The sequence below is a fragment of the Paracoccus sp. SY genome (assembly GCF_002901215.1).
Taxonomy (GTDB): domain Bacteria; phylum Pseudomonadota; class Alphaproteobacteria; order Rhodobacterales; family Rhodobacteraceae; genus Paracoccus; species Paracoccus acridae.
Genome location: NZ_NWMQ01000028.1, coordinates 14,613 through 35,024, shown reverse-complemented (window position 1 = coordinate 35,024; position 20,412 = coordinate 14,613). Strand labels below are relative to the sequence as shown.

24 protein-coding genes are annotated in these 20,412 nt (G+C 61.2%); 12 read left to right on the top strand and 12 right to left on the bottom strand.

All coding sequences use genetic code 11. The annotated features are described in order from the left end of the window. Both CK944_RS23285 and CK944_RS16410 read left to right on the top strand, forming a co-directional pair. On the top strand, positions 1-141 hold the full coding sequence (locus CK944_RS23285; RefSeq protein ID WP_158248030.1) for a hypothetical protein: 141 nt from the start codon (positions 1-3) through the stop codon (positions 139-141). Positions 142-821: 680 nt separating this feature from the next. Beyond that, positions 822-1,475, top strand: a complete 654-nt coding sequence (locus CK944_RS16410; RefSeq protein WP_103174153.1) for a hypothetical protein — start codon at positions 822-824, stop codon at positions 1,473-1,475. A gap of 266 nt (positions 1,476-1,741) precedes the next feature. Here CK944_RS16410 and CK944_RS16405 read toward each other — a convergent pair whose 3' ends face one another. Beyond that, positions 1,742-1,948, bottom strand: coding sequence for a hypothetical protein (locus tag CK944_RS16405; RefSeq protein WP_103174152.1), 207 nt, complete (start codon positions 1,946-1,948; stop codon positions 1,742-1,744). A gap of 728 nt (positions 1,949-2,676) precedes the next feature. Between CK944_RS16405 and CK944_RS16400 the strand changes: the two genes are divergently transcribed. Beyond that, positions 2,677-2,970 (top strand): type II toxin-antitoxin system RelB/DinJ family antitoxin, encoded by a 294-nt coding sequence (locus tag CK944_RS16400; RefSeq protein WP_103174151.1) that lies wholly within the window; start codon positions 2,677-2,679, stop codon positions 2,968-2,970. Beyond that, positions 2,963-3,238 (top strand): type II toxin-antitoxin system RelE/ParE family toxin, encoded by a 276-nt coding sequence (locus CK944_RS16395; protein ID WP_103174150.1) that lies wholly within the window; start codon positions 2,963-2,965, stop codon positions 3,236-3,238. The genes CK944_RS16400 and CK944_RS16395 overlap by 8 nt, the downstream gene beginning before the upstream one ends. Before the next feature lie 43 nt (positions 3,239-3,281). Here the strand turns inward: CK944_RS16395 and CK944_RS16390 are convergent, their stop codons facing one another. Beyond that, positions 3,282-3,572, bottom strand: coding sequence for a hypothetical protein (locus CK944_RS16390; RefSeq protein WP_103174149.1), 291 nt, complete (start codon positions 3,570-3,572; stop codon positions 3,282-3,284). A gap of 617 nt (positions 3,573-4,189) precedes the next feature. Between CK944_RS16390 and CK944_RS16385 the strand changes: the two genes are divergently transcribed. Genes CK944_RS16385 through CK944_RS16375 form a run of 3 tightly spaced genes read left to right on the top strand, consistent with a single transcriptional unit; the run spans position 4,190 to position 6,739 of the window. Next, entirely contained in the window at positions 4,190-5,776 is a 1,587-nt protein-coding gene (locus CK944_RS16385; protein ID WP_103174148.1) for a flavin monoamine oxidase family protein, read from the top strand. Between the two features lie 11 nt (positions 5,777-5,787). Beyond that, a complete protein-coding gene (locus CK944_RS16380) occupies positions 5,788-6,192 on the top strand; it encodes a cytochrome c (protein WP_239986111.1) in 405 nt (134 codons plus the stop codon). Between the two features lie 55 nt (positions 6,193-6,247). After that, positions 6,248-6,739 carry a RidA family protein gene (locus tag CK944_RS16375; protein ID WP_103174147.1) on the top strand — a complete coding sequence of 164 codons (492 nt, stop codon included), beginning with the start codon at positions 6,248-6,250 and terminating at the stop codon, positions 6,737-6,739. 688 nt (positions 6,740-7,427) lie between these two features. On the opposite strand, the gene CK944_RS16370 is transcribed toward CK944_RS16375, so the two are convergent. Both CK944_RS16370 and CK944_RS16365 read right to left on the bottom strand, forming a co-directional pair. Continuing rightward, positions 7,428-7,967, bottom strand: a complete 540-nt coding sequence (locus CK944_RS16370; protein ID WP_239986110.1) for an Hsp20/alpha crystallin family protein — start codon at positions 7,965-7,967, stop codon at positions 7,428-7,430. Between the two features lie 56 nt (positions 7,968-8,023). Further along, positions 8,024-8,497 (bottom strand): Hsp20 family protein, encoded by a 474-nt coding sequence (locus CK944_RS16365; RefSeq protein ID WP_103174145.1) that lies wholly within the window; start codon positions 8,495-8,497, stop codon positions 8,024-8,026. 260 nt (positions 8,498-8,757) lie between these two features. Between CK944_RS16365 and CK944_RS24350 the strand changes: the two genes are divergently transcribed. Both CK944_RS24350 and CK944_RS16355 read left to right on the top strand, forming a co-directional pair. Then, complete coding sequence (locus CK944_RS24350; RefSeq protein WP_371411672.1) at positions 8,758-8,835, top strand: DUF2391 family protein; 78 nt, start codon at positions 8,758-8,760, stop codon at positions 8,833-8,835. A 20-nt stretch (positions 8,836-8,855) separates the two neighbouring features. Beyond that, complete coding sequence (locus tag CK944_RS16355; RefSeq protein ID WP_146038685.1) at positions 8,856-9,194, top strand: hypothetical protein; 339 nt, start codon at positions 8,856-8,858, stop codon at positions 9,192-9,194. Positions 9,195-9,412: 218 nt separating this feature from the next. On the opposite strand, the gene CK944_RS16350 is transcribed toward CK944_RS16355, so the two are convergent. The 3 genes from CK944_RS16350 to CK944_RS16340 are packed head-to-tail and all read right to left on the bottom strand — an operon-like array spanning position 9,413 to position 10,912. Further along, entirely contained in the window at positions 9,413-9,649 is a 237-nt protein-coding gene (locus CK944_RS16350; RefSeq protein WP_205049075.1) for an Atu4866 domain-containing protein, read from the bottom strand. Then, on the bottom strand, positions 9,646-10,188 hold the full coding sequence (locus CK944_RS16345; protein ID WP_205049074.1) for a hypothetical protein: 543 nt from the start codon (positions 10,186-10,188) through the stop codon (positions 9,646-9,648). Before CK944_RS16345 ends, CK944_RS16350 begins: the two co-directional genes overlap by 4 nt. Positions 10,189-10,201: 13 nt before the next feature. Beyond that, positions 10,202-10,912, bottom strand: a complete 711-nt coding sequence (locus CK944_RS16340) for an SDR family oxidoreductase (RefSeq protein ID WP_103174142.1) — start codon at positions 10,910-10,912, stop codon at positions 10,202-10,204. 94 nt (positions 10,913-11,006) lie between these two features. Here CK944_RS16340 and CK944_RS16335 point away from each other — a divergent pair, with 94 nt between their 5' ends. Further along, positions 11,007-11,900 (top strand): LysR family transcriptional regulator, encoded by an 894-nt coding sequence (locus tag CK944_RS16335; RefSeq protein WP_103174141.1) that lies wholly within the window; start codon positions 11,007-11,009, stop codon positions 11,898-11,900. Positions 11,901-11,961: 61 nt separating this feature from the next. On the opposite strand, the gene CK944_RS16330 is transcribed toward CK944_RS16335, so the two are convergent. Continuing rightward, positions 11,962-12,300, bottom strand: a complete 339-nt coding sequence (locus CK944_RS16330) for a lysozyme inhibitor LprI family protein (protein WP_158248029.1) — start codon at positions 12,298-12,300, stop codon at positions 11,962-11,964. Between the two features lie 28 nt (positions 12,301-12,328). Between CK944_RS16330 and CK944_RS23280 the strand changes: the two genes are divergently transcribed. Then, positions 12,329-12,679, top strand: coding sequence for a hypothetical protein (locus CK944_RS23280; RefSeq protein ID WP_158248028.1), 351 nt, complete (start codon positions 12,329-12,331; stop codon positions 12,677-12,679). A gap of 15 nt (positions 12,680-12,694) precedes the next feature. Here CK944_RS23280 and CK944_RS16325 read toward each other — a convergent pair whose 3' ends face one another. Both CK944_RS16325 and CK944_RS16320 read right to left on the bottom strand, forming a co-directional pair. Then, complete coding sequence (locus CK944_RS16325) at positions 12,695-13,747, bottom strand: DUF2332 domain-containing protein (RefSeq protein ID WP_256388160.1); 1,053 nt, start codon at positions 13,745-13,747, stop codon at positions 12,695-12,697. Between the two features lie 222 nt (positions 13,748-13,969). Further along, on the bottom strand, positions 13,970-14,365 hold the full coding sequence (locus tag CK944_RS16320) for a VOC family protein (RefSeq protein WP_103174138.1): 396 nt from the start codon (positions 14,363-14,365) through the stop codon (positions 13,970-13,972). A 260-nt stretch (positions 14,366-14,625) separates the two neighbouring features. Here CK944_RS16320 and CK944_RS16315 point away from each other — a divergent pair, with 260 nt between their 5' ends. Next, on the top strand, positions 14,626-18,027 hold the full coding sequence (locus CK944_RS16315; RefSeq protein ID WP_205049073.1) for a PAS domain-containing sensor histidine kinase: 3,402 nt from the start codon (positions 14,626-14,628) through the stop codon (positions 18,025-18,027). Positions 18,028-18,247: 220 nt separating this feature from the next. Here CK944_RS16315 and CK944_RS16310 read toward each other — a convergent pair whose 3' ends face one another. Together CK944_RS16310 and CK944_RS24025 are read right to left on the bottom strand one after the other, a co-directional pair. Next, positions 18,248-20,029 carry a SulP family inorganic anion transporter gene (locus tag CK944_RS16310; protein ID WP_103174137.1) on the bottom strand — a complete coding sequence of 594 codons (1,782 nt, stop codon included), beginning with the start codon at positions 20,027-20,029 and terminating at the stop codon, positions 18,248-18,250. Between the two features lie 3 nt (positions 20,030-20,032). Further along, complete coding sequence (locus CK944_RS24025; protein ID WP_239986113.1) at positions 20,033-20,404, bottom strand: rhodanese-like domain-containing protein; 372 nt, start codon at positions 20,402-20,404, stop codon at positions 20,033-20,035. Positions 20,405-20,412 lie beyond the last annotated feature (8 nt).

Below are 20,412 nucleotides of genomic sequence, written 5' to 3'. Positions count from 1 at the left end.
ATGAAGACCCTGGTCGCGGCCCATGCCCGCATGTTCACAGGCGTGAAGTTTCTGCTGACGCCGCAACGCCAGCTGAATGTTCTGGTGATTAAGGCACAAGTTGGCATCGCAAGACCAGCGTGGCATACGCGATCGCCGTGACAGCCGCGCAGCTAGGGTCGCAACGGGCGGCTGGAGTTTGAGCACGGGCGTGCCTGGCCCCACGTGCGTCAGCGGGGCAGGCGCTAGTCACAGTCGGCTTGCAGACTGTTCCAGGTCGCCCAGAACGAAAGGCCATGTTTGCCCTGGCCGCGGCAACAAGGATGTCCAGATGCATGTGCCAGTCCGCGGCAACCTTTGTCAGCGTGTCGCGGCCGTCCAAGCCGGTATGGGTCAGAGGCACTGCCGCAAACCGCTGTAGCAGGTGCAGTTAGCGGCTGACTTTGTTCGTCAGCTTGACGATGACGCGGCCGTTCTCCCGGTTGTAATGACTTCAAGCCGCTCTGTGTGCGGAAGAAGTCCGTCAATGTCAGAAGGCCTCCGAAGAAGTTGTGGTCATCAATTGCCCAGCTTTGGATGTCGCTGCCTGCAAAGGCCGGATATAGACATCGTGATAATCGTCTGCCGTTGGCATAACTGCCAACTCAAACTGCAGCGCAATGCTTCAGCGGCGACACCGGGAACTTGAAGCAGTCAGGCGGCAGTGATTGCTTGTCCTGTTGTCGACGTACGGGAGTTGCGTTTCGCAGACCTGGCGACAACTTGATGCAGACCGCTTAGCCATCAGCAACTGACCGCTGCCGTATCTCGTTTAGCCCTTGTTGCCATACAAGGAGCACTGAATGTTAAAGCCTCTCGCCGCCTCCCTTCTACTTGTAAGTCCTGCTTTTGGATCGAGCGAGGATGCCTGGTCTGATTTCGCCACAGAGGTCGAGAGCGCGTGTTTGGCCGCCACAAAAGGCTCAATTTCGGAAGGATCAGCGGTTGTCGATCCGTTCGGCAGCGAAAGCTACGGGCTAGCTATCGTCAGCGGGGTGACACCAGATGATGCCGCTGTAAGCATGATTTGCATTGTTGACAAGGAAAGTCGCGCGGTCGAAATCGGCGGCGAGCTGGAAATCACAGTTATGGAGCTCGGGCTGCAGCCTTTGACCGCTGACGACATCGAAGGCGCGGGCTTAACAGGGGAACTCTTCTGCAGCTTCGAGGCGAATGGCCAGCCCCTTTTGCTTGCAGCGGGGAACGTGGCCTCCGATCAGGCGGCGGAAGCGACTATCAGGCTTTCCAACAGACTGTTGAGCCTGAGCGCCGACGGCGGGTACGACGCAATGACCCCAGGCACCGTGTTCACCGGCTCGGAAGTTTTGGCAGAAGTAGCGGTCACCAGCGAAGCGACTGAGAGCGGAGAGTCTGCCGCTTATCCTGCAAAGCTGACCGTGCAGCCCGAAGGTGGCGACAAGGTGGTCGCTGACGGGCTTTGGCGCTGTGGTCCATAACACCCGTTCATCCCGAGAGCTTCGTAGGCACCAAGTAGAAGTGTCGTGAACCGGCGAAGTTATTTGTCACACTTACCTTGTTACCGGAGCCTTGTGTGCGGGACGAAACACAAGGTCTGCAACTTCTTCCGATGTGCAAAGAGCTGATCTGCCAAGCCGCGCCGGTACTAGCAGCAGTCGGCACAGCTTCCATGAAAAAGCTTCTGGCACGACCACCCTGTGTCTGTGCACATCCCCCTGCGGCTTCGCCCGCAGGGGGCCTTCTGTCACCCCAGCAGCCAGTAGGCCACAACGGCGACAACGCCAAATCCAACAATCATGATGCACCAGTTCAGCAAGATGGCCTTGCTGGATTGGACTTGCTTGGCTGCCTCTGGTGGCTCGTGGCCTGCAGGAAGGGGTTCCTCAATTTCTGACATCGGGACATCAGGCGGCAACCGGCTCGCGGCCGGTTTGTTTTCATGGGAGCTCATGTTTCGTCTTTCGTCGATGAAGGGTCATGATCTGCCGGCCTTTCGGCAGGCGGATCGTTTTCAGGCCGTCATGCGAACAAAGGCGGCGCTCTGGCGCGAAAAGGTCGCGCACGAGGAAACGGAACGCGACGATTGTATAAGGCTGGGCAGAGAGTTCCCTTAGCCCTCAGAAAGGATGGCAACGCCTGCGATGGGCGCGGTCTGTCCATCACCAGCAGGCGAGTGTCTGCTGCGTCCTTGCGGGAAACAAAGTCCCGACCTTGAATGGCCGACAGCGTCGCGGCCGGCTTGCCGTGGTAAGCAGTCAGGCTGGCCGGAGCAATGACCTGTGGTCCCGGCAGCAGGGCTATCAACATAGCCAGGAGCAGGGCAAGCCATGGCCGTGCAAGGGGCGATGACTTCGCCGTCTCGGACATCGGCGGTAAGGTCATTCGTCGACTGATCATGTTTGAGAGCTAGGAACAAGAGCCCGCCCCCGGACACCGTCTGATCCTGCTGAACTCATTTAACAGATTTCGGATCAGCCTGTCGGACAACGTTGACGTTGCTTTTGATCCAAGGCATCGTGGTCATGCAAGCAAGGAGCGGGTAGTGGCTGAGCGTATTGGCACAATCATCGGTTATGTTGTTGTCGGAGGGGCAAGGACGAAGAACCTGCCGTAAGCAGGGCAGGACTTGATTGAATCTCATTTGAGATACATATTGTGTCCTGAACAGGAGGACACGCCATGCCCGCCCAAACCTCGATGCTCCATGTTCGCGTGGACAACCGTCTCAAGGCCCAAGCGGCCGAGGCCCTGTCCGGTGTCGGCCTGACGCTTTCGGATGCCGTGCGCATCCTGCTGACCCGCGTTGCCGCCGAGGGCGGTCTGCCTGTCGGTCTGACAGCAGACCCGGACGCCTATGACGCCTGGTTTCGTGCCAAGGTGCAGGAGGCCTTGGCCGATCCGCGTCCGACCACCCCGCATGACCAGGTGATGCGGGAAGCCCGTGCGCTGATCGACGGGAAACGGCGTGCCTGAGCTTGAGTGGAAGGCCCTAGCAATCGCGGACCTGCTGGCGATTGTCGATTACATCTCAGACGACAACCCGGATGCCGCTCTTTCCTTGATGGACGAGATCCAAGGCAAGGTGGCACAGCTCCCGGCACATCCGAAACGCTGCCGTCCTGGCCGGGTGGAGGGCACGCGGGAACTGGTGGTCCGGCCCAATTACATCGTGGTCTATACTGAGACCGCGTCGGTTGTGACGGTGCTGCGCGTCCTTCATGCCGCGCAGATGTGGCCCTGAGCCGAGCAGTGTGAGCTCAAGGGCTTTCGTTGGCCGTAACTTTCTATTCCGATTGCCTTACGGGAAACATGTCTTCGCCACCTCGGTGCAGCCTGACATGATGGCGGCGGCATAGCCATCGGACATTCAGCGGTTCATCGTAGCGGTCGTGATGGGCATCTACCGCGTCGCTGCCGCACACCTCGCAACTCTGTTTCTGCAGCGCGCCCGAGACAAGCGCCCGCTGCACTGCCAGGTGAGCCGTATACTTGGCCAGATTGGCACGGCGCCAGTTTGTCTGACGGGTTTCGCTCTTGAGCGCCGGCTGGCGAGGGGTCTTTGAATTCTCCGTCATCACATCAGCGCCTGGCTTGTCAGCGCCAGAGGCAGGCTTGGTTGTGGCCCTATGCTAATGCGAGCCGCGAGCTCTCGCTTGCCCGCAAGACAACACGACTGGCCGATCAGCAGGGATCTCATGGGCCATCTGTAACACATGACGCCCCTTCACTGCAAAACATGTCGGACCCGTCATGTGAGACTCCGGCCATAGCGGATCTTGCGAGCCTGGACAGGGCAATCGGTGTCGACGCTGCACCTCAGCAGGGTGTCCGCTGAGCCATCCCTTGCGGACAGGTCGGTGATTCAGAGAACCTTAAGATAAACGAGAAAACTGACAGCTTCCCGTTCCTTGATGTTAGGATTGGAAGCGACGAGCCGGCGGGCCACCAGCAGCACTCCTGTGGAACTAGTCTCACTCATGACTGCCTCATGCAGCCAGCCTTCTAACCCCTGCCTAAAACTGCACATATCCAGAACAATCACGCGACAAAAGCGCTCAACCTGTGGGCAGAGAACAATTCCTCCCGTTGGCGCGACTGTCCGGCAGTTTACCTCCCGTCTACCGCATTGAATGACGTGCTTGTCACGGATCGGCGGGACCAAGGCCCGTCGTGGACGCAGCAAGGGAAAGTCATGTCATTCAACTCGGAAGGAATGTCCCGCAGGTCGCTGTTGGGCATGATCGGCACGGTTGCCGGCGCAGCCGCCATGTACAGTGCCATGAGCACGATGGGCTTGGCGCAACCCTCGGACTGGAAGGGCCGGCTGAACCTGCAGGGGGATACCAAGGGCACCTCGGTGCTGATCCTGGGCGGCGGCCTGGCAGGCATGACGGCCGCGTTCGAACTGCGCAATGCGGGCTATCAGGTGAAGATCCTGGAATACCGCGAGAAGGCAGGCGGGCGCTGCTGGACCCTGCGCGGGGGCGACACCTTTACCGAACTAGGCGGCTTTACTCAGACGGTCGAATTCAGCGAGGGCAACTACATCAACCCCGGCCCCTGGCGGATCCCCTCGGACCATTTCGCGGTGCTGGATTACTGCAAGCGCTTTGGCGTCAAGCTGGAGCCTTTCATCCAGGTCAACTACAACGCCTATCTGCACAACACGGAAGCCTTTGACGGCAAGCCGCAGCGGTTCAAGGAAATCTCGACCGACTTCCGTGGCCATGTCGCCGAGTTGCTGGCCAAGGTGGTGGACCAGAAGGCACTTGATGCCGATGTGACAGAACAGGACGCCGAACTTCTGATGGCGGCGCTGAAGCGTTACGGTGCCTTGGACGACGACCACCAGTATGTGAAGGGCGAGGCGTCCTCGGCCTTCCGCGGCTGGTCCAAGCCCGAGGGCGGCGGCGCCGGCGGCAAGCCCGAACCATCCGAGCCGCACCCCTTGTCAGTGATCCTGCAGTCCAGCATGTGGCGCAACCTGACGGCGGGCGACAACCTGCACATGCAATCGACGATCTTCCAGCCGGTCGGCGGCATGGACATGGTCGCCAAGGGGTTTGAGACGCAGGTGGGCGACCTCATCACCTACAACGCCAAGGTCATCCGCATCCGCCACGAGGGCGACAAGGTCACCGCCACCTGGATCCCCAGCAACGGCGAAGGCCCCGAGTCGATCGAGACTGCGGATTATTGCATCTGCACCATCCCCTTCTCGGTCCTGGGGCAGATCGACCACGACTTTTCCCCGCGCATGTCGGGGATCATCGACAACATGTACTACGAGTCTGCCTTCAAGGTCGGGCTGGAATTCAAGCGCCGCTTCTGGGAACAGGACGAGCATATCTATGGCGGGATCAGCTATACCAACCTGCCGATCACGCTGATCTCCTATCCCTCGACCAACTTCTTCAGCGACGGGCCGGGCGTGCTTCTGGGTGCCTATCCTTGGGGTGCCTATGCCTACCAGTGGAACGCCCTCCCGGCCGAGGAACGGGTCGCGAAGGCCGTCGAATACGGCAGTCAGATCCATCCGCAATACAACGAGGAGTTCCTGTCGGGCGTGGCCGTGGGCTGGCACCGGGTGCCCTGGGTCCTGGGCTGCTATGGCGAATGGAAGGACCGCGAGGCCGACTACATGGATGCCACAGCCATGGACGGCCGCACGCTGATGGCGGGCGAGCATATCTCGTATCTGCCCGCCTGGATGGAGGGTGCGATCCTGTCCGCGCTCGACGCCGTCGAACGCCTGCACGCCACCGTCACCGCAGCCTGAGGAGCCACGCGATGAAATCCATCCTTTACCCGCTGGCGATGGCCGGCCTGATTGCGCTGCCGGCTCTGGCGCAGGACGCGCCCCCCGACACGACGGGCTGGTTCGAGAACCCGTCGAAGCTGACGCAGACCGACGGCAAGGTGATCTATGACGCTCTTTGCGCGGCCTGCCACATGCCGGAAGGACAGGGGGCCGTCGGCGCGGGCATGTATCCCGCCCTGGCCGGGAACGAGAACCTGATGGCGGCCGATTACCCGGTCTATGTCGTCACCCACGGCCAGAAGGCGATGCCGCCCTTGGGCGATCTTCTGGATGACGCTCAAGTCGCGGCCGTGGTGAACTATATCCGCACCAGCTTCGGCAACGACTATGCCGAAGATCCGGCGACCCCTGAAAGCGTCGCCGCCGCGCGCTGATCCTGTGGGCGGGCGTTCGCGCCCGTCCCTTCCGACCTCAAGCAAGGACAAGACCATGACATTCCTGAAGACCGCCGCCGCCCTGATCGCTCTGTCCCTGACCGCAATGCCGGTCCTGGCCCAGGACGTCACCCGCCACCCGATCCCCAATTCGGATTTCCCTATCCTGCAGGCGGTCGAGGTTCCCGCGGGCAAGACCACTGTTTATCTCAGCGGTACGGTGCCTGCGGTCATCAACGAAGGCGCGGAAAAGACCAGTGTCGAGGCCTATGGTACGACCGAGCAGCAGACCGTTTCCGTCATGAACCGCATCAAGGCGCAGCTGGAAGACATGGGCATGTCGGTGGGCGACATCATCAAGATGCAGGCCTTCCTGGTCGCCCCGGAAGGCGAGACGGTGGATTTCGATGGCTTCATGAAGGGCTATTCGCAGTTCTTCGGGACCGAGGAGCAGCCGAACCTGCCCGTCCGCTCGGCCATGGTGGTCGATGCCTTGGTCAATCCCGGCTGGCTGGTCGAACTGGAAGTGACAGCTATCCGCCCCTGACCCTTGGCAGGCCGGGCGCGTGTCGTGCCCGGTCTTTTTTTCCGTCCGCCATCACAACGAAGCTTTCGGGGGAACTCGGCCAGCCTGCTCTGCACGCTCATTGCTGATCCATCGGCTGAGGAAATTGACGTCGCTTTCGCAGATCAGCCAGGATCAGCAGAAAAACAAGCGGCACGATTGAGCGAATGGGTCTGGCGGAGATAAGCAGCCAACGCTCAGGCGCATGCTGTTGTAGAACATGGCGGAAAGCGAGGTCCGTCGAATCCGACCGTTCCGCCTGGTCGTCAAGAACCGTGCCCTAGACGTTCGGCCGATGTCAGCCGACGACATCCTCACCCGTGAACGACGCACGCTCGACGCACTCGATGGTATCCACGGGAACAGGTAGCAAGCGTCAGACCCAGAGTACTAGCCAGCATCTTGTGTGCTGCGCCTGGCACATCCGGGGGCGAGCCGCTGCCTTAGCTCATCAGCTGCATGTGCTTTGGGGATGGCCTGATAGTGTCCTTGGTGAAGATCAAGCGGTGTATTAAAAGGGGGATGGTTGTGGTTGGCCGGCCCTCCCTGCCGAAGCGGTACTATGATTGACGTACTGAGTTCTGTCGTGGTCTCCATCGTTCATCCCCGTGATCAGTGAAGGACGTTGCCGGTGGCGGCTGGATTTGCCGCCACCGGCACCTGTCGTGCGTCAATTCTTGATGGCGATGCGCTTGATCTGCGACTGGGCCTGCTCGCTCTTGGGCAGGGTCACGGTCAGCACGCCGCTTCGGAACTGCGCATCAGCCTTGTCTTCCTGGACCTCGCAACTCAGCGGGATACGCCGTTCGAAACGACCATAGAAGCGTTCAGAGAACTGCTTGTCCTTGTCCTCGAACTCGGAACGTTTCTCCCCCTTTAGCGTCAGGACCCCGTCGCCAAGCAGCACTTCGATGTCCTTGTCCTCAAGACCGGGAACCTCGGCTGTCACCTTGATCTCCTTCTCGCCATCGGAGACTTCGACGCTTGGCCAGCCTCCTCCGAAGGATGCACTGTTGAATGACGGCAAGTCTGACCCGAAGCCGCGAAAGACATCGTCGAAGAGCCGGTTGACCTCGCGATGCAGCGACAGGAACGGATCACGGGCGCTGTCATGGAAGACGCCGGGAACCTGCTGGGCATTGCCCCTGCCCCATGGGATCAGATCACGGACACTCATGGTTTTTCTCCTTTCACTCATCCGGTTGAACATGCGTCGCCAAGGCGCCGGACACACCGTCCGGCGCCCGTGACATCAGTTCAGCAAGATCAGGCGGCCTGCTCGGCCTCGATCTGCTTCGGCTCAGGCTTGGGCAGCGCCTCGCCTGCAGCGATCTCGATCCGGCGCGGCTTCATTTCCTCGGGGATCTCGCGCCGCAGATCGACCGTGAGCAGGCCGTCAGCAAGGTTGGCGCCCACGACCTTCACATGATCGGCCAGTTCGAACCGCCGCTGGAAATCGCGTCCGGCAATGCCGCGATGCAGATACCGGCCGCCGTCCTCGCCAGTCTTCTTGCCGGACACCATCAGCATGTTCTGTTCCTGAGTGATGGTCAGATCATCCTGGCTGAAGCCGGCCACCGCCATGGTGATGCGGTAGTCGTTCTCGTCCAGCTTGGCGATGTCATAGGGCGGCCAGCTGTCGATCGTCTCGACCCGGCTTGCCGCTTCGAGCGCGTGAAGCATTCGGTCGAAGCCGATGCTCGACCGGAACAGGGGAGTGAAGTCGAAAGTGGTTCTCATAGCCACATCCTCCTTTGAGCAACATGGGTACAAGGATCTCTGCCGCCGGACCTCAGCATCCGCCCGGCAGGCCGACCCCTTCTGGGCGTCTGGCAGAAGTCGATCTAGTTCAGCAACTTAGCAGTTCAAGAGGAAGCAATTTTCAAACGGTTGTGAGGTGAATACTACAGTTCTGCCTCATCCGACGGCATGGGCCATGGAGTTCTTCATCGCCATGGCGCCAGGAGCACGGGGTGGACATCTTCGGGTTCCCGCTTCTGATGACGATGAAGATGTGGTGGCTGGGCTTCTACATGGACCCATTGCGGCTCTTTGTCTTGCTCGGAAAGCGTTTGTGACGCCGGAGTACTTGTTGCTCATGGCAGGATCGCGTCTGCCAGCACATGGAAAGGCAGATGACCATGCATCCACAAAGCCCACTCTCCACGCATCGCCGAAAGATCACCGCGCGTGGACATCTGCCACCGCACTGCTGCTCCTGGTACCGCCGCTGGCCATGCAGGTCACCGATCAGGTCAATTGGGGCGTTTTCGACTTTGCTACCGCAGCCCTGCTGATCGGGTGCGTGGCACTCGCGTGGGAGCTGTCCCTCAGGATGACCTGCAATCGCGTCAGGCGCAGAACTATTGCCCTGGCGCTTGCAGCATCCTTCCTGTTGCTCTGGATCGAACTCGCCGTGGGCATCATCGGAAACTGATGGCGGAGGATTGTGACTGGGGTCCGTTTGCCTGACGCCCGCTTTGCCGACTATCGGGCCTCGGTCCAGATCACGCCGCTGGGCATCAATCCAGGTTCCGACTTCGCCAACAGTGTCCCTCCGTTTTCTTTACTCCATCGCGACAGCACACGAGGCCGAAAATGGCTCATTGCCATTCTCGGCCAGCAGCATGGCAGGCAGCTACGTCCACTCATCCTTCAGTTTTCGCGCTTCAGCACCATCCCGGCGTGGAACAGCACCCCGTCCACAAACTCGCCATCAGCAGTGAAACCGGTGTCATCCCAGTACTCGATATGATGCCCTGTCACTTCATATCGACCTGTATAGGCGCGCTCGCAGGTGCCGCGCGCTTCGACATAGCGGTTATCTGGCAGCAACTCGTGACGGATCTGGCCATCTGCCGTGACCCACATCCCGAGAAAAGGATGGCTCATGGGTTCAGGCCCTTTCCCAGGAAGGGTGCAATGTCTTCTGGCTCGACGACCCAGGCATAGTTCAACTCTTGCTTGATCTTCCATGCACCCTGAACGCACTGCCACCCGAGTTGGGATCGAGCATCAAACGGAAGGACTGCCCCATCCAGCCGCTCCAGCCGTCCAACAAAGCCCACAGTGGTTGAGGCTACCTCCTCTCCCACCAGGACGCTATGTCCCTGGGTCATTCCATGCAGGATGCTCTTTGCTGCCGCCTGCAAGGGTTCCCAGTTTGGTCCATAGAGGCTGGCATCGGTGAAGAGCTGTGTCTCGCCCGGAGCAAAGTTGTCCCAAAACACGCCTGTAGGATCCGTGAGATCGTAATACTTGGCCATCTTATCGGCAAAGACGAAGGGGCCGTCACCTTCGTGCCGTTCCCAGCCCTGCATGATCCATTCCTCATGCAGCGCCAGGGGCGCAGCCGGACCATTCTGGGGGCAGGAGGCGGAAACAGCAGTCGCGGTGAGGACAGGCATCAGCGTCATATAGAGCAGATTCATGATATTTATCCTTTTAGAGGGTGCGAGTGGGACGGACGACGATCTCGTTCACATCGACATCCTCGGGTTGTTCCAGGGCAAAGCGCACGGCACGAGCGATGGCATCGGGCTGCAGGGCAATGGCGCGGTAGGTCTTCATTCCCTCGGCCGCAGTCGGATCGGTGATGCTGTCGGCCAGTTCACTTTCCACAACGCCAGGGTGGATGCAGGTCACGCGCAGATCCCGGTGCTCCTGCCGCAACCCGTCCGAAATGGCCCGCACTGCGAACTTGGTTGCGCAATAGACCGCAGCCGTTGGCGAAGCCGCCAAGGCGCCGATCGAGCCGATATTGACGATATGCCCTGACTTGCGTGCCACCATCTCGGGCAAGACGGCAGCGATCCCGTAAAGAACACCCTTGATGTTCACATCGACCATGCGGTCCCATTCCGCGACCTTCAGCGCGGCCATCGGGGACAGCGGCATCACACCTGCGTTGTTCACGATGGCGTCCACCCGCCCCCATTCGGCCCGCGCCGCTGCTGCGAAAGCCGCAACATCCTGGGCATCCGTGACATCCAGACTCCGAAAGCGGGTATGGTCGCCCAGTTCTGCCGCAAGAGCGGCCAACCGATCGGTCCGCCTTGCCCCTATCATGATTTTGGCGCCCCTTGCAGCAAGCTCGCGGGCGATGCTTTCGCCTATGCCGCTGGATGCTCCGGTGATCAGAATAACCTTGTCCATTCTCGTCTCCTTTGATGATGGACCAGAGCTAGACAAGAAAGATTGTTGGCAGTAGCCGCATGCTCCTGCACTGTCCGTCCAGGGGCGCTTAACAATGGATGACTTAAATCTTCTGAGAATGTTCTTGGCTGTGGCTCGTTCCGGGAAGTTCAGTGCCGCTGCCGATCAGTTGGGACTGACCCGTTCGGCTATCAGCCAAGGCATCCGTCGCTTGGAAGACGAGCGCGGCATTGCTCTTTTCCATCGCACAACGCGCAGTGTCCGGCTGACTGAGGCAGGTGCGGCGTTGCATGCCGCCATTGCCGGGCCTTTTGCCGAAATCGGCAGCGCCCTCGACAACCTGGCGACCGATGTTCCCCGTGGCACACTACGGATCGCAGCAACCTCGATTGCCGAGCAATTCCTGTCGGGACCGCTGATCGCGTCCTTCATTGAGGCGCACCCTCAAGTCACGCTGGACATTACCGTAACAGATGCCGAGTTCGACATCGTGTCTGCCGGCTTTGATGCGGGCGTTCGTCTGGGCGAGGTGATCGCAGAGGACATGATTGCCCTGCCGCTGACCGGCGAGCAGCGACAGGTGGCCGTGGCGACACCCGATTATTTTGCTGCCCATGGCGTTCCGGATCATCCACGCGACCTGATCGAACACCGATGCATTGGCTGGCGTCCGGCCCCGGAACGCGCACCTTATCGCTGGGAGTTCGAAGAAAACGGCCATGCCTTGGATGTGGCGGTGCCTGCCCGCCTGACCACGAACGACATGCAGGTGATGATCCGCACCGCTCTTGCCGGCGGCGGGATCACCTTTGGCATGGAGGAGACCTTCCGACCCTGGCTGGAGGAGGGGCGGTTGTTGTCGATCCTCGACAAGTTCCTTCCGCCGTTCCAAGGCTTTTACCTGTTCTACCCAAGCCGTCGAAACATCCCGCCCAAGCTGCGGGTCATGATCGACCACGTTCGCAGATACCGTGCTCTGTCGCGTTAAACTGGCACGACCGCCACATAAGCAGCAGGCTCCCGTCGGATTGTGCCAGAGTGTTCTTGCCTCATTCAGCGCGAGGAATAGGGCATCCCAGGTCCCCTTCGGGACAATTGAGCAGACCTTCGAAGTCCTTCACCCGCTTTTCCGTCAGATCGTCAATGCAGGCGCTGTAGACCATCGATGCGGCACTGCCTTCAACGCCTGAGGACCGAAAACGGCACTCGTTGTCCCGAAAGGAGATCCAGGTCCGCTGCGCAGCGAGCAGCTTGTCCTTGCCGGCCGTGTTATCCCCAAGGCGGGTCCTCATGGTGCTATAGTGCTTATTGAGCGTGGCATCGGATGTTTCTGCCATCGAGCTGATCGGCAGGGCAGCGAGAAAGACAGTCAGTAGAAGGCGTTTCATGGGGGTCCTATGAGTGGTCTTGCCGTGCATGTCGATGACAACCACGGCGGGCGATCTTAACGCCGTCATGAGCATGTTGGTGTCAACCAGCCTTGAGATCCGAGGCGCGGCAGGAGCACCAATGCGTGTGCAGATGGTGTACGAAGGAAAAGCTACGCTTTATCAGCGGATCCATAGCAGGAAAAAACAATGCGCCTGCAAGCTGCCGCCTGGTGGTACTGTGACGACCATACTTGGACACCAGATGAAGTGTCCGTTTGTCCATCCTTTTCGGACGCCTTCAGGAAACTTCCGTTTTCTTTACCAACTCTTGATGTTAGAAGGGGAGGGTTGGCGTCCGGCTCAGGCGAGGGAGTTCGTTCGCGACACGGCGCTTTAAGCCCTTAACTGCCTCTCAACCAATAAGCGGGTAGAACAGTATATCTGCGGCTTTTGGCGACCACTCGATCCATCGCCCGTGAAAGTCAGCGCGGCCAAGGTGCATCTGCTTTGGGACGCTGCCCGCCCACAGTGTTGCGGTGAGGCCTGCACCGGGCGATCGTGCGTCCGCCTCCAGAGCCAGATGCAAGATCAGCGTGCCAGGTGTCGCCGAGAGGCCGGCCTTACCAAGGTGATCTGCGATTGCTGCTCGCGTTGACTCGGGGAAGTACTGCGCCGCAATGGTAGAATAGATGACATGCAGCACACCCTGCCGTGGCTTGGCCAGGCGCCGAGCAAGCCAGGGCGCTGCATCATCTGCATCAGGTAGCGTGGACGCGACTGCAATGGCCGCGCGAGTGAGCGTCAGGCGCTCTGGCTGATCAGGCCAAAGATAAGCAAGCAGCCGCAGCGCATCGTCCGGATCTGCCGCATCGAGCGGGGCCAGGTCGACACCACGGCGGTCCACGATGTTGAGGGGGCGAGGTTTCGGGCGTATAGCTCCACGCCATTCGGGCACCAGCTGCACGATTGCGTCCTCAGGCCCATGCGCCATACCGTCGATGGCGACAGAGAAGCGGTCGAGGGACAGGTTCAAACCTGCACTCGCGCCAAGTTCGGACAGCACGAGAGGCCGGTCGCCGACTTCCCCGAGAGACCACCAGATGCCGGCCACGATCGCTGCAGCCCGCCGCACTTCGTTGGTCTGTGGTGCGCGGCCAAGCCAGTCGAGGATGCGGGTTTCATGAACGCGCATGGTTCGATCCACCTCTGCCCATAACGCATCGTCTGTGCTCGCGTTCGGCGGATACACTCCTGCAAGCGGCGGTGCACTACCGTCCAGAATGAGCCCGTGAAGTGCTCCGGCAAGGCGAAGTGGCACCGAGTTTCCCGATGGACCAGGCTCCCCCTCCCAATCCAGGCATCGGGCGCCAACCGCATTCTCCCTGGTAAGTCGTTGGCCGATGAGCGGCATCAGTCGGGCCATAAATGGCGATCCAAGCTGCTCGCAGGCACGACCCTGCACCATGAAAGCATCGCGGACCTTCTGAGCCATGAGGGGCTATTGTCCTTTCAGAACCGATCGCCTGATCTTGGCCTTCATGTGCATGGCTGGCAATCTGCATCGTAATCAAGCCATCTATGACCGCTCTGTCTGCATCGCAGCACCTCGGCCGCCATGACAGGCGATTTTGGGCCGGGCCCCGGCAGGGCGGATGAGCCTCTTAGGATTTCTCGTCCGCCTAGCCAGCTAGGCCGAGGGGAGCGGGATCTCCTCGTGCAGGCAGAGGATATTGCCTTCCGGATCGGTGAACCATGCGGCCTTTTCGGAACCTAGCACGCAGACATGCTCGACCGTCTTGAACCCTGGAAGATCATACTCGGAAAACACGACGCCACGGGCCTGAAGCTCACCAATTGCTGCGCGGATGTCATTTACCCTGAAGCTCAGCGCAGTATGCTCTGCCTTGGTCCCCTCAGGCCTAGGAAACAGGGCAATCTCTGTACCGCCGCAGTGATAGACCACCTTTCCATCAGGCTGTTCCTCTCCTGCAGGCAGCGCCAGGGCCCGTTCGTAGAACGCGCGCGCGCGAGCAAGATTGCGAACTGGAAGCATTACCGTAACCTGACTGGCATGGAGTTGCATCGCATCTCACCTGTCCCTGTACGCTACCATCCTACGCCCAGAGTTGGCTTCACGCCAGCGGCGTGAGGGCAACGCAGCGCTGGAGGTATGCCCTGCCCCAGCACCATTCGACTGGCTTCCAGAATGCTGACGCTCGCGTCCTCCTGGTGACCCACCAGGCTGAAATGCCATGGCTCCTGCCTGGAGGTATATCATGGTCGATCGCGCGGCGTCTGTGCTAGAGGCAATCGGCGTCACAACGGCGCGTGGAGGAATAAAGCGTGGATGAGCTGACCTTATCGAACCGCAGCCGCATCTTTCCCGGCGACGGCGAGATGGCCGCGCTCATGCGCGCCAAGGACTGGAGCGAGACCGCTCTTGGCGATCCCGAGCAATGGCCGCAACCGCTGAAGGTCGCGGTCGGCATCCTGCTGACCTCGCGCTTCGAGATGTGGCTGGGCTGGGGTCCCGAGGTTAATTTCCTGTACAACGATGCTTATCGGCCGACGCTGGGCCTCAAGCATCCAAATTCCCTGGGCATGCCGACGCGCGAGCTCTGGGCCGAGATCTGGGACGATGTCGAACCCCGGATCCGAAGCGTTTATGACTGCGGCAAGGCGACATGGGACCGCGCCATGTGCCTGATCCTCGAGCGTAACGGCTACCCTGAAGAAACCTATCACACCTTTTCCTACAGCCCGATCCTGGGCGAGGATGGAAAAACTGCTGGCCTGCTGTGTGCAGTATCCGAGGAAACGGTGCGCGTCATCACCGAACGGCGCATGGAGACTCTCCGGGTGCTGTCGGCCCGGCTTGCGGGGACAACGGATCGGGCCTCGGTTCTAGCCGCGGCTCGTCTGGCCCTCAGCGAGAACCCCCAAGACCTCCCTTTCACACTGACCTATCTGGCAGATGACCCTACGCCTAGCCCGGCTTTTTCCACCGGCCTGCCCGATGGCTTCGATCCACAGGTTATACACCAGGTGCTGGACCTGGACAGCAAGGCCCCGCAGCCCTTGCTCGCGCCATTGCCTCAGGACGCCTGGGAGCGCCCTCCTACCCGGTCTGTCGTTGTTCCTTTGGCCGAACAAGGTACCGGCGCCAGTTTCGGCGCCATGCTGGTCGGGCTGAACCCGCTGCGCCCCTTCGACAAGGATTATGGCGATTTCCTGAAACTGGTGGCCGGCCAGATCGTGGCGGGATTGTCCGGCGCGGCAGCTCACGAGTCAGAGCGGCGTCGCGCCGAAGCGCTTGCCGATGCATTGCGCATGCGCCAGGACGCCGCCGCCGCGCTGAAGCAGGCGAACGCCACCCTCAGCTCCGAGATCGACAAGCGCACCGCGGAACGTGACCGCCTGCGCGCCCTGTTCCAGCATGCGCCCAGCTTCATGTGCGTGCTGGGAGGTCCCGATCATGTGTTCGAGTTTGCAAACGAGGCCTATCTGGACCTGGTCGGGCACCGCGACCTGGTAGGCAAGTCCATTCGCGACGCCCTGCCAGATGTCGAGGGTCAAGGCTATTTCGAGCTTCTGGACACCGTTTATCACACGGTCGAACCCTTCATCGGCAGGGAGATGGCCGTCACGGTCCAGCGTGGCCCAGGTGCGCCAGGCGAGCAGCGCTTTGTCAATCTGGTCTATCAGCCGATCCTGGACGATGGGGGCCAAGTCAGGGGGATCTTTGCCGAGGGCCACGACGTCACCCACCAAAAGCGGGCCGAGGAGGCGTTGCGCGCGCTGAACGAGACCTTGGCCGCGCAAGTCGAGGCGCGCACCCATGAGCGCGACATGACCTGGCGGATCAGCGAGGATCTGTTTCTGATCTGCTCCCTTGACGGCGTCTTCCAAAGCGTGAACCCGGCCTGGAAAACAGCCTTGGGCCATGCCCCACAGGATCTGGTGGGCACCAGGCTGGACGCGCTGATCCATCCCGACGATCTGATCCCTACGATGGAACGCGCTCGAGCCCTGGCCGGTGGTGAGGCGCTGCGTGACTTCGACCTGCGGCTGCGCTCCAGAGAGGGCGAATACCGGTGGTATTCGTGGACATGCGTGCCCGAGAGCGGTCGGATCTATGGGGCCGGGCGTGATGTCACGACCCGAAAGTCCTTGGAGGAACAGCTGCGCCGGTCCCAGAAGATGGAGGCACTCGGGCAACTCACCGGCGGTGTGGCGCATGACTTCAACAACCTGTTGCAGGTGATCAGCGGCAACCTGCATCTGCTGACCAAGGACATCGCGGGCAACGAACGGGCGGAGACGCGGGTGCAGAACGCCCTTGCGGGGGTGGCGCGGGGATCAAAGCTCGCTTCGCAGCTGCTGTCCTTCGGCCGACGGCAACCACTGGAGCCCAAAGTGGTCAATGTCGGGCGCTTCTTGCAAGGCATGGACGACATGCTGCGCCGCACCTTGGGCGAAGAGATCGAGTTGGAAACCGTTATCGCAGGCGGTTTGTGGAACACCCTGATTGACCCAAATCAGGCCGAGAATGCGGTGCTGAACCTTGCCATCAATGCGCGTGATGCCATGGGCGGGCGTGGCCGCCTGACAATCGAGGCGAGCAATGCCTCTCTGGATGATACTTACGCGAGCAACAATGACGCCGAGGCTGGCCAATACGTGCTAATCGCCGTGACGGATACAGGCACAGGAATGACGCCTGAAATCCTCGACAAGGTGTTTGAGCCGTTCTTTTCCACAAAGCCTGAGAACAAGGGGACAGGTTTGGGCCTGTCCATGGTTTACGGCCTGGTCAAGCAATCGAACGGCCATATCAAGATCTACAGCGAGGTCGGGCACGGAACGACGGTCAAGATCTATCTGCCGCGGAACACGGCCTCCGAGGATGTCTTGACCGACCTGCGAAGCCTGCCCGTGCAGGGTGGGACGGAAACCGTTCTGGTGGTCGAGGACGACGACGAGGTGCGCGACACGACCGTGGCGCTCCTGACAGACCTCGGCTATCGGACCTTGCGCGCGCGCGATGCGGCAAGCGCGTTGACTGTGGTGGAAAGTGGCGCGCCCATCGACCTGCTGTTCACTGACGTGGTGATGCCCGGCCCCTTGCGCAGTACGGAACTGGCGCGCAAGGCCAAGGAACGACTACCCGGCGTCGCAGTGCTGTTTACCTCAGGATATACAGAAAACTCCATTGTCCATGCCGGACGCCTGGATCCTGGGGTCGAACTGCTGCCCAAGCCTTATTCCCGCGAGATGCTGGCCCGCAAGGTCCGGCATGTGCTGGCCAATCAGCAGCAAGCCAATGCAGTCGCCGCCCGGAAGGTATCCTCTGGCAATAAGCACCGAGACAACTCGCAAGCAGCTGTCCCCGCAGACGCACTTCACATCCTGCTGGTCGAGGACGACGCCCTGATCCGGCTTGGCACGGCTGACATGCTGGAGTCGCTGGGCCATTCAGTCGCCGCCGTGGGGACAGGGGCGCAAGCCTTGGCTGCTTTGTCACCCGATCTGGACGTTCTGATGACCGACCTGGGGCTGCCCGATATGAACGGCGGAGAACTCGTGGCGGCCTGCCGCCGCGAGATGCCGGACCTGCGCGTGGTCCTAGTCACGGGCGATCCAGGAGCGGCAGGCGAGGTGGAGAATGCCATTGCGGTGATCAAGCCCTATGTGGAAGCCGATCTGGAACGCGCACTGGCGGCTTTGTCTGACAGCAGGCGGTAGGAAGCCTCGTTGTCGAAGTCTGCCGCAGGCCGTAGCAGTGCCGCCTCCCTCAAGTGGAGTGTCCGTTTGACCATCCCCATTCGGACGCTCAATTCAGCAACTGGTGGGCCACTGATCAGCAGACGGATGCTTGCAATAGGCCCCCGCGGGCTGTCTACGCATTCCTGAACCGCTTTCAGTCTCAACGCGCATCATCGCCTTCGTAACGTTCAGGGCCTACTCACGGTGAGAGTGCTGCAGATTGCAGTGCGACGTTCTGAGACGTTGCTGCAGGATGAGCAGTTTGGGATGTACATGTCACCTCGGGAGCGAGAGCTTCCACTGCATGATAATGCGACAGAAACACCTGGCCTGTCAGATGGTGGAGGAAGTCGCTGCGTTCCAGGCGGTCCATGACGGGACCCTTGACCTCGGACAGGTGCAGCGCAATGCCCGCGTCCGACAAGCGATGCATGACCAATTCCAGGCTTTCGAGCGCGCTTGCGTCGATGCTGTTGACGGCGGCGCAGTTCAGGACCACGTGGCGCAACTGTGGGCGGGCGGCGACCTCGTGCTGGATGACATTCTCGATGGCGCGTGCATTGGCGAAGAACAGGCTTTCATCGATGCGCAGGCCCAGCACCTCGGGCGTGCAGATGACGCTGTGGCGCAGGACGTTGCGGAAGTGCTGCGTGCCGGGCACCTGGCCGATCACTGCCACATGCGGGTGCGAACTGGCCCACAGGTGGAGCAGGACAGAGACCGCAATGCCCGCCATGATTCCAGTTTCGACCCCATCCAGCAGTGTCACCCCAAGTGTGGCAGCAAGAGCCGAGAAGTCCGCGCGGGAGTATTTCCACGTTCGCCGCAGGGCACCGAAGTCGGCCAGGCTCAGCACGGCCACGATGATGGTGGCTGCCAGGACAGCGATGGGCAGGTGATAAAGAAGCGGCGTCAGGAACAGCGAGGCAAGGGCGATGCCGATGGCGGTGAAGGCCCCGGCGGCAGGGGTCTGTGCGCCCGCGTCGAAATTGACAACCGACCGTGCAAAACCACCGGTGACGGGATAGCCTGAGGAAAGGGCCGCAGCGAGATTGGCCATGCCGAGGCCGATCAGTTCCTGGTCCGGGCTGATCGACTGGCGGCGTTTCGCGGCCAGCGTCTGCGCCACCGACACCGACTCCACAAAGCCGATCAGGGCAATCAGAAAAGCCGAGGGCAGCAGCGCGGTCCAAAGCGCCGGATCGATCACCGGCATCGACAGGGGCGGCAGCCCCTGTGGCACTTTCCCCACGACGGCAACCCCCGGTTCCAGCAGGATGACAGCGGCAATGGAAGCCGCAACCACCAGGACCGGCCCGGTGCGTGCAAGCAGGGCGGCCGCAGACAGAGGCACGCCCAGCCGGATCAGCATTGGCTTTAGAGAACGGCGCGACCAGAACAGGAAAGCCATCGCCAAAGCTCCGATCACCAGCGTGGGCCAATGGGTTGCAGGCAGGTTCTCGAATAGCGAGGCCAGCATCTCGGGCAGGGTGGCGCCCTCGGCCTTGATGCCTGCAATGTGCTTCAGCTGTCCGGTGGCGATCAGCAGGCTGGAGGCTGTGATAAAGCCCGAGATGACCGGGTGCGACAGCAGGTTCGCCACAAAGCCCAGTCGGAAGATGCCCATGCCGACCAGGATCAACCCCGACAGCAGCGCCAGAAGCAGAGCTGCCGCGACATATTCCGGGCTGCCGGGCACCGCCACGCCGGACGCGGCGGCGGCGGTCAGCAGCGATACGACCGCCACCGGACCCACCGACAGGGTGCGGCTGCTGCCGAACAGGGCATAGACCATCAGCGGCAGGATTGACGCATAAAGTCCGATCACCGGCGGCAGGCCGGCCAGCATCGCGTATGCCAGCGACTGCGGGATCAGCATGATCGTCACGATCACCGCCGCCACCGCGTCGCTGGTCAGGGCATGCCGGTCATAAGTGCGACCCCAGTGCAGGATCGGCAGATAGCGGCCCAGCCTGTCCATGGCTCAGGTCTCGACCGGAAGGCCTTTGGCCTTCCAGGCCTCGAACCCGCCCTCGATCACGCTGGCTTGGTAGCCCATGGCGCGCAGGGTGTCTGCCGCCAGGGTCGCCCGGGCGCCCGAGCCGCACAGGACATGGACGCAGCCGGTGTCGCGCAGGTCGGTCAATTGCGCTTCCGCCGTCTTCGCGGTGACGTCGGCACGGCTTTCCACCAGGCCGCGCGGAACATGCAGGGCGCCGGGAACGCGCCCGTGGGTCTCGAGTTCGCTCGGCTCACGCACATCAAGAACCAGAGCGGCCGAGCCGTCGCCCCGAGCCGCCTGCTCGGGCGGTACGGTTGCGACACGACTTTGCGCATCCGCCACAAGGTCCTTCATCGTCTTGG

Excerpts from the sequence above, each read along its gene's own strand:
- CK944_RS16340 (WP_103174142.1), bottom strand. The coding sequence starts at position 10,912 with ATGGACAAGGTTATTCTGATCACCGGAGCATCCAGCGGCATAGGCGAA.
- CK944_RS16390 (WP_103174149.1), bottom strand. The coding sequence starts at position 3,572 with ATGACGGAGAATTCAAAGACCCCTCGCCAGCCGGCGCTCAAGAGCGAA.
- CK944_RS16405 (WP_103174152.1), bottom strand. The coding sequence starts at position 1,948 with ATGAGCTCCCATGAAAACAAACCGGCCGCGAGCCGGTTGCCGCCTGAT.
- CK944_RS16400 (WP_103174151.1), top strand. The coding sequence starts at position 2,677 with ATGCCCGCCCAAACCTCGATGCTCCATGTTCGCGTGGACAACCGTCTC.
- CK944_RS16385 (WP_103174148.1), top strand. The coding sequence starts at position 4,190 with ATGTCATTCAACTCGGAAGGAATGTCCCGCAGGTCGCTGTTGGGCATG.
- CK944_RS16365 (WP_103174145.1), bottom strand. The coding sequence starts at position 8,497 with ATGAGAACCACTTTCGACTTCACTCCCCTGTTCCGGTCGAGCATCGGC.
- CK944_RS16320 (WP_103174138.1), bottom strand. The coding sequence starts at position 14,365 with ATGCAACTCCATGCCAGTCAGGTTACGGTAATGCTTCCAGTTCGCAAT.
- CK944_RS16410 (WP_103174153.1), top strand. The coding sequence starts at position 822 with ATGTTAAAGCCTCTCGCCGCCTCCCTTCTACTTGTAAGTCCTGCTTTT.
- CK944_RS16375 (WP_103174147.1), top strand. The coding sequence starts at position 6,248 with ATGACATTCCTGAAGACCGCCGCCGCCCTGATCGCTCTGTCCCTGACC.
- CK944_RS16310 (WP_103174137.1), bottom strand. The coding sequence starts at position 20,029 with ATGGACAGGCTGGGCCGCTATCTGCCGATCCTGCACTGGGGTCGCACT.
- CK944_RS16350 (WP_205049075.1), bottom strand. The coding sequence starts at position 9,649 with ATGAGCCATCCTTTTCTCGGGATGTGGGTCACGGCAGATGGCCAGATC.
- CK944_RS23280 (WP_158248028.1), top strand. The coding sequence starts at position 12,329 with ATGTCGATGACAACCACGGCGGGCGATCTTAACGCCGTCATGAGCATG.
- CK944_RS16335 (WP_103174141.1), top strand. The coding sequence starts at position 11,007 with ATGGATGACTTAAATCTTCTGAGAATGTTCTTGGCTGTGGCTCGTTCC.
- CK944_RS16370 (WP_239986110.1), bottom strand. The coding sequence starts at position 7,967 with ATGTTCAACCGGATGAGTGAAAGGAGAAAAACCATGAGTGTCCGTGAT.
- CK944_RS16380 (WP_239986111.1), top strand. The coding sequence starts at position 5,788 with ATGAAATCCATCCTTTACCCGCTGGCGATGGCCGGCCTGATTGCGCTG.
- CK944_RS16345 (WP_205049074.1), bottom strand. The coding sequence starts at position 10,188 with ATGAATCTGCTCTATATGACGCTGATGCCTGTCCTCACCGCGACTGCT.
- CK944_RS16330 (WP_158248029.1), bottom strand. The coding sequence starts at position 12,300 with ATGAAACGCCTTCTACTGACTGTCTTTCTCGCTGCCCTGCCGATCAGC.
- CK944_RS23285 (WP_158248030.1), top strand. The coding sequence starts at position 1 with ATGAAGACCCTGGTCGCGGCCCATGCCCGCATGTTCACAGGCGTGAAG.
- CK944_RS24025 (WP_239986113.1), bottom strand. The coding sequence starts at position 20,404 with ATGAAGGACCTTGTGGCGGATGCGCAAAGTCGTGTCGCAACCGTACCG.
- CK944_RS16325 (WP_256388160.1), bottom strand. The coding sequence starts at position 13,747 with ATGGTGCAGGGTCGTGCCTGCGAGCAGCTTGGATCGCCATTTATGGCC.
- CK944_RS24350 (WP_371411672.1), top strand. The coding sequence starts at position 8,758 with ATGACGATGAAGATGTGGTGGCTGGGCTTCTACATGGACCCATTGCGG.
- CK944_RS16355 (WP_146038685.1), top strand. The coding sequence starts at position 8,856 with ATGGCAGGATCGCGTCTGCCAGCACATGGAAAGGCAGATGACCATGCA.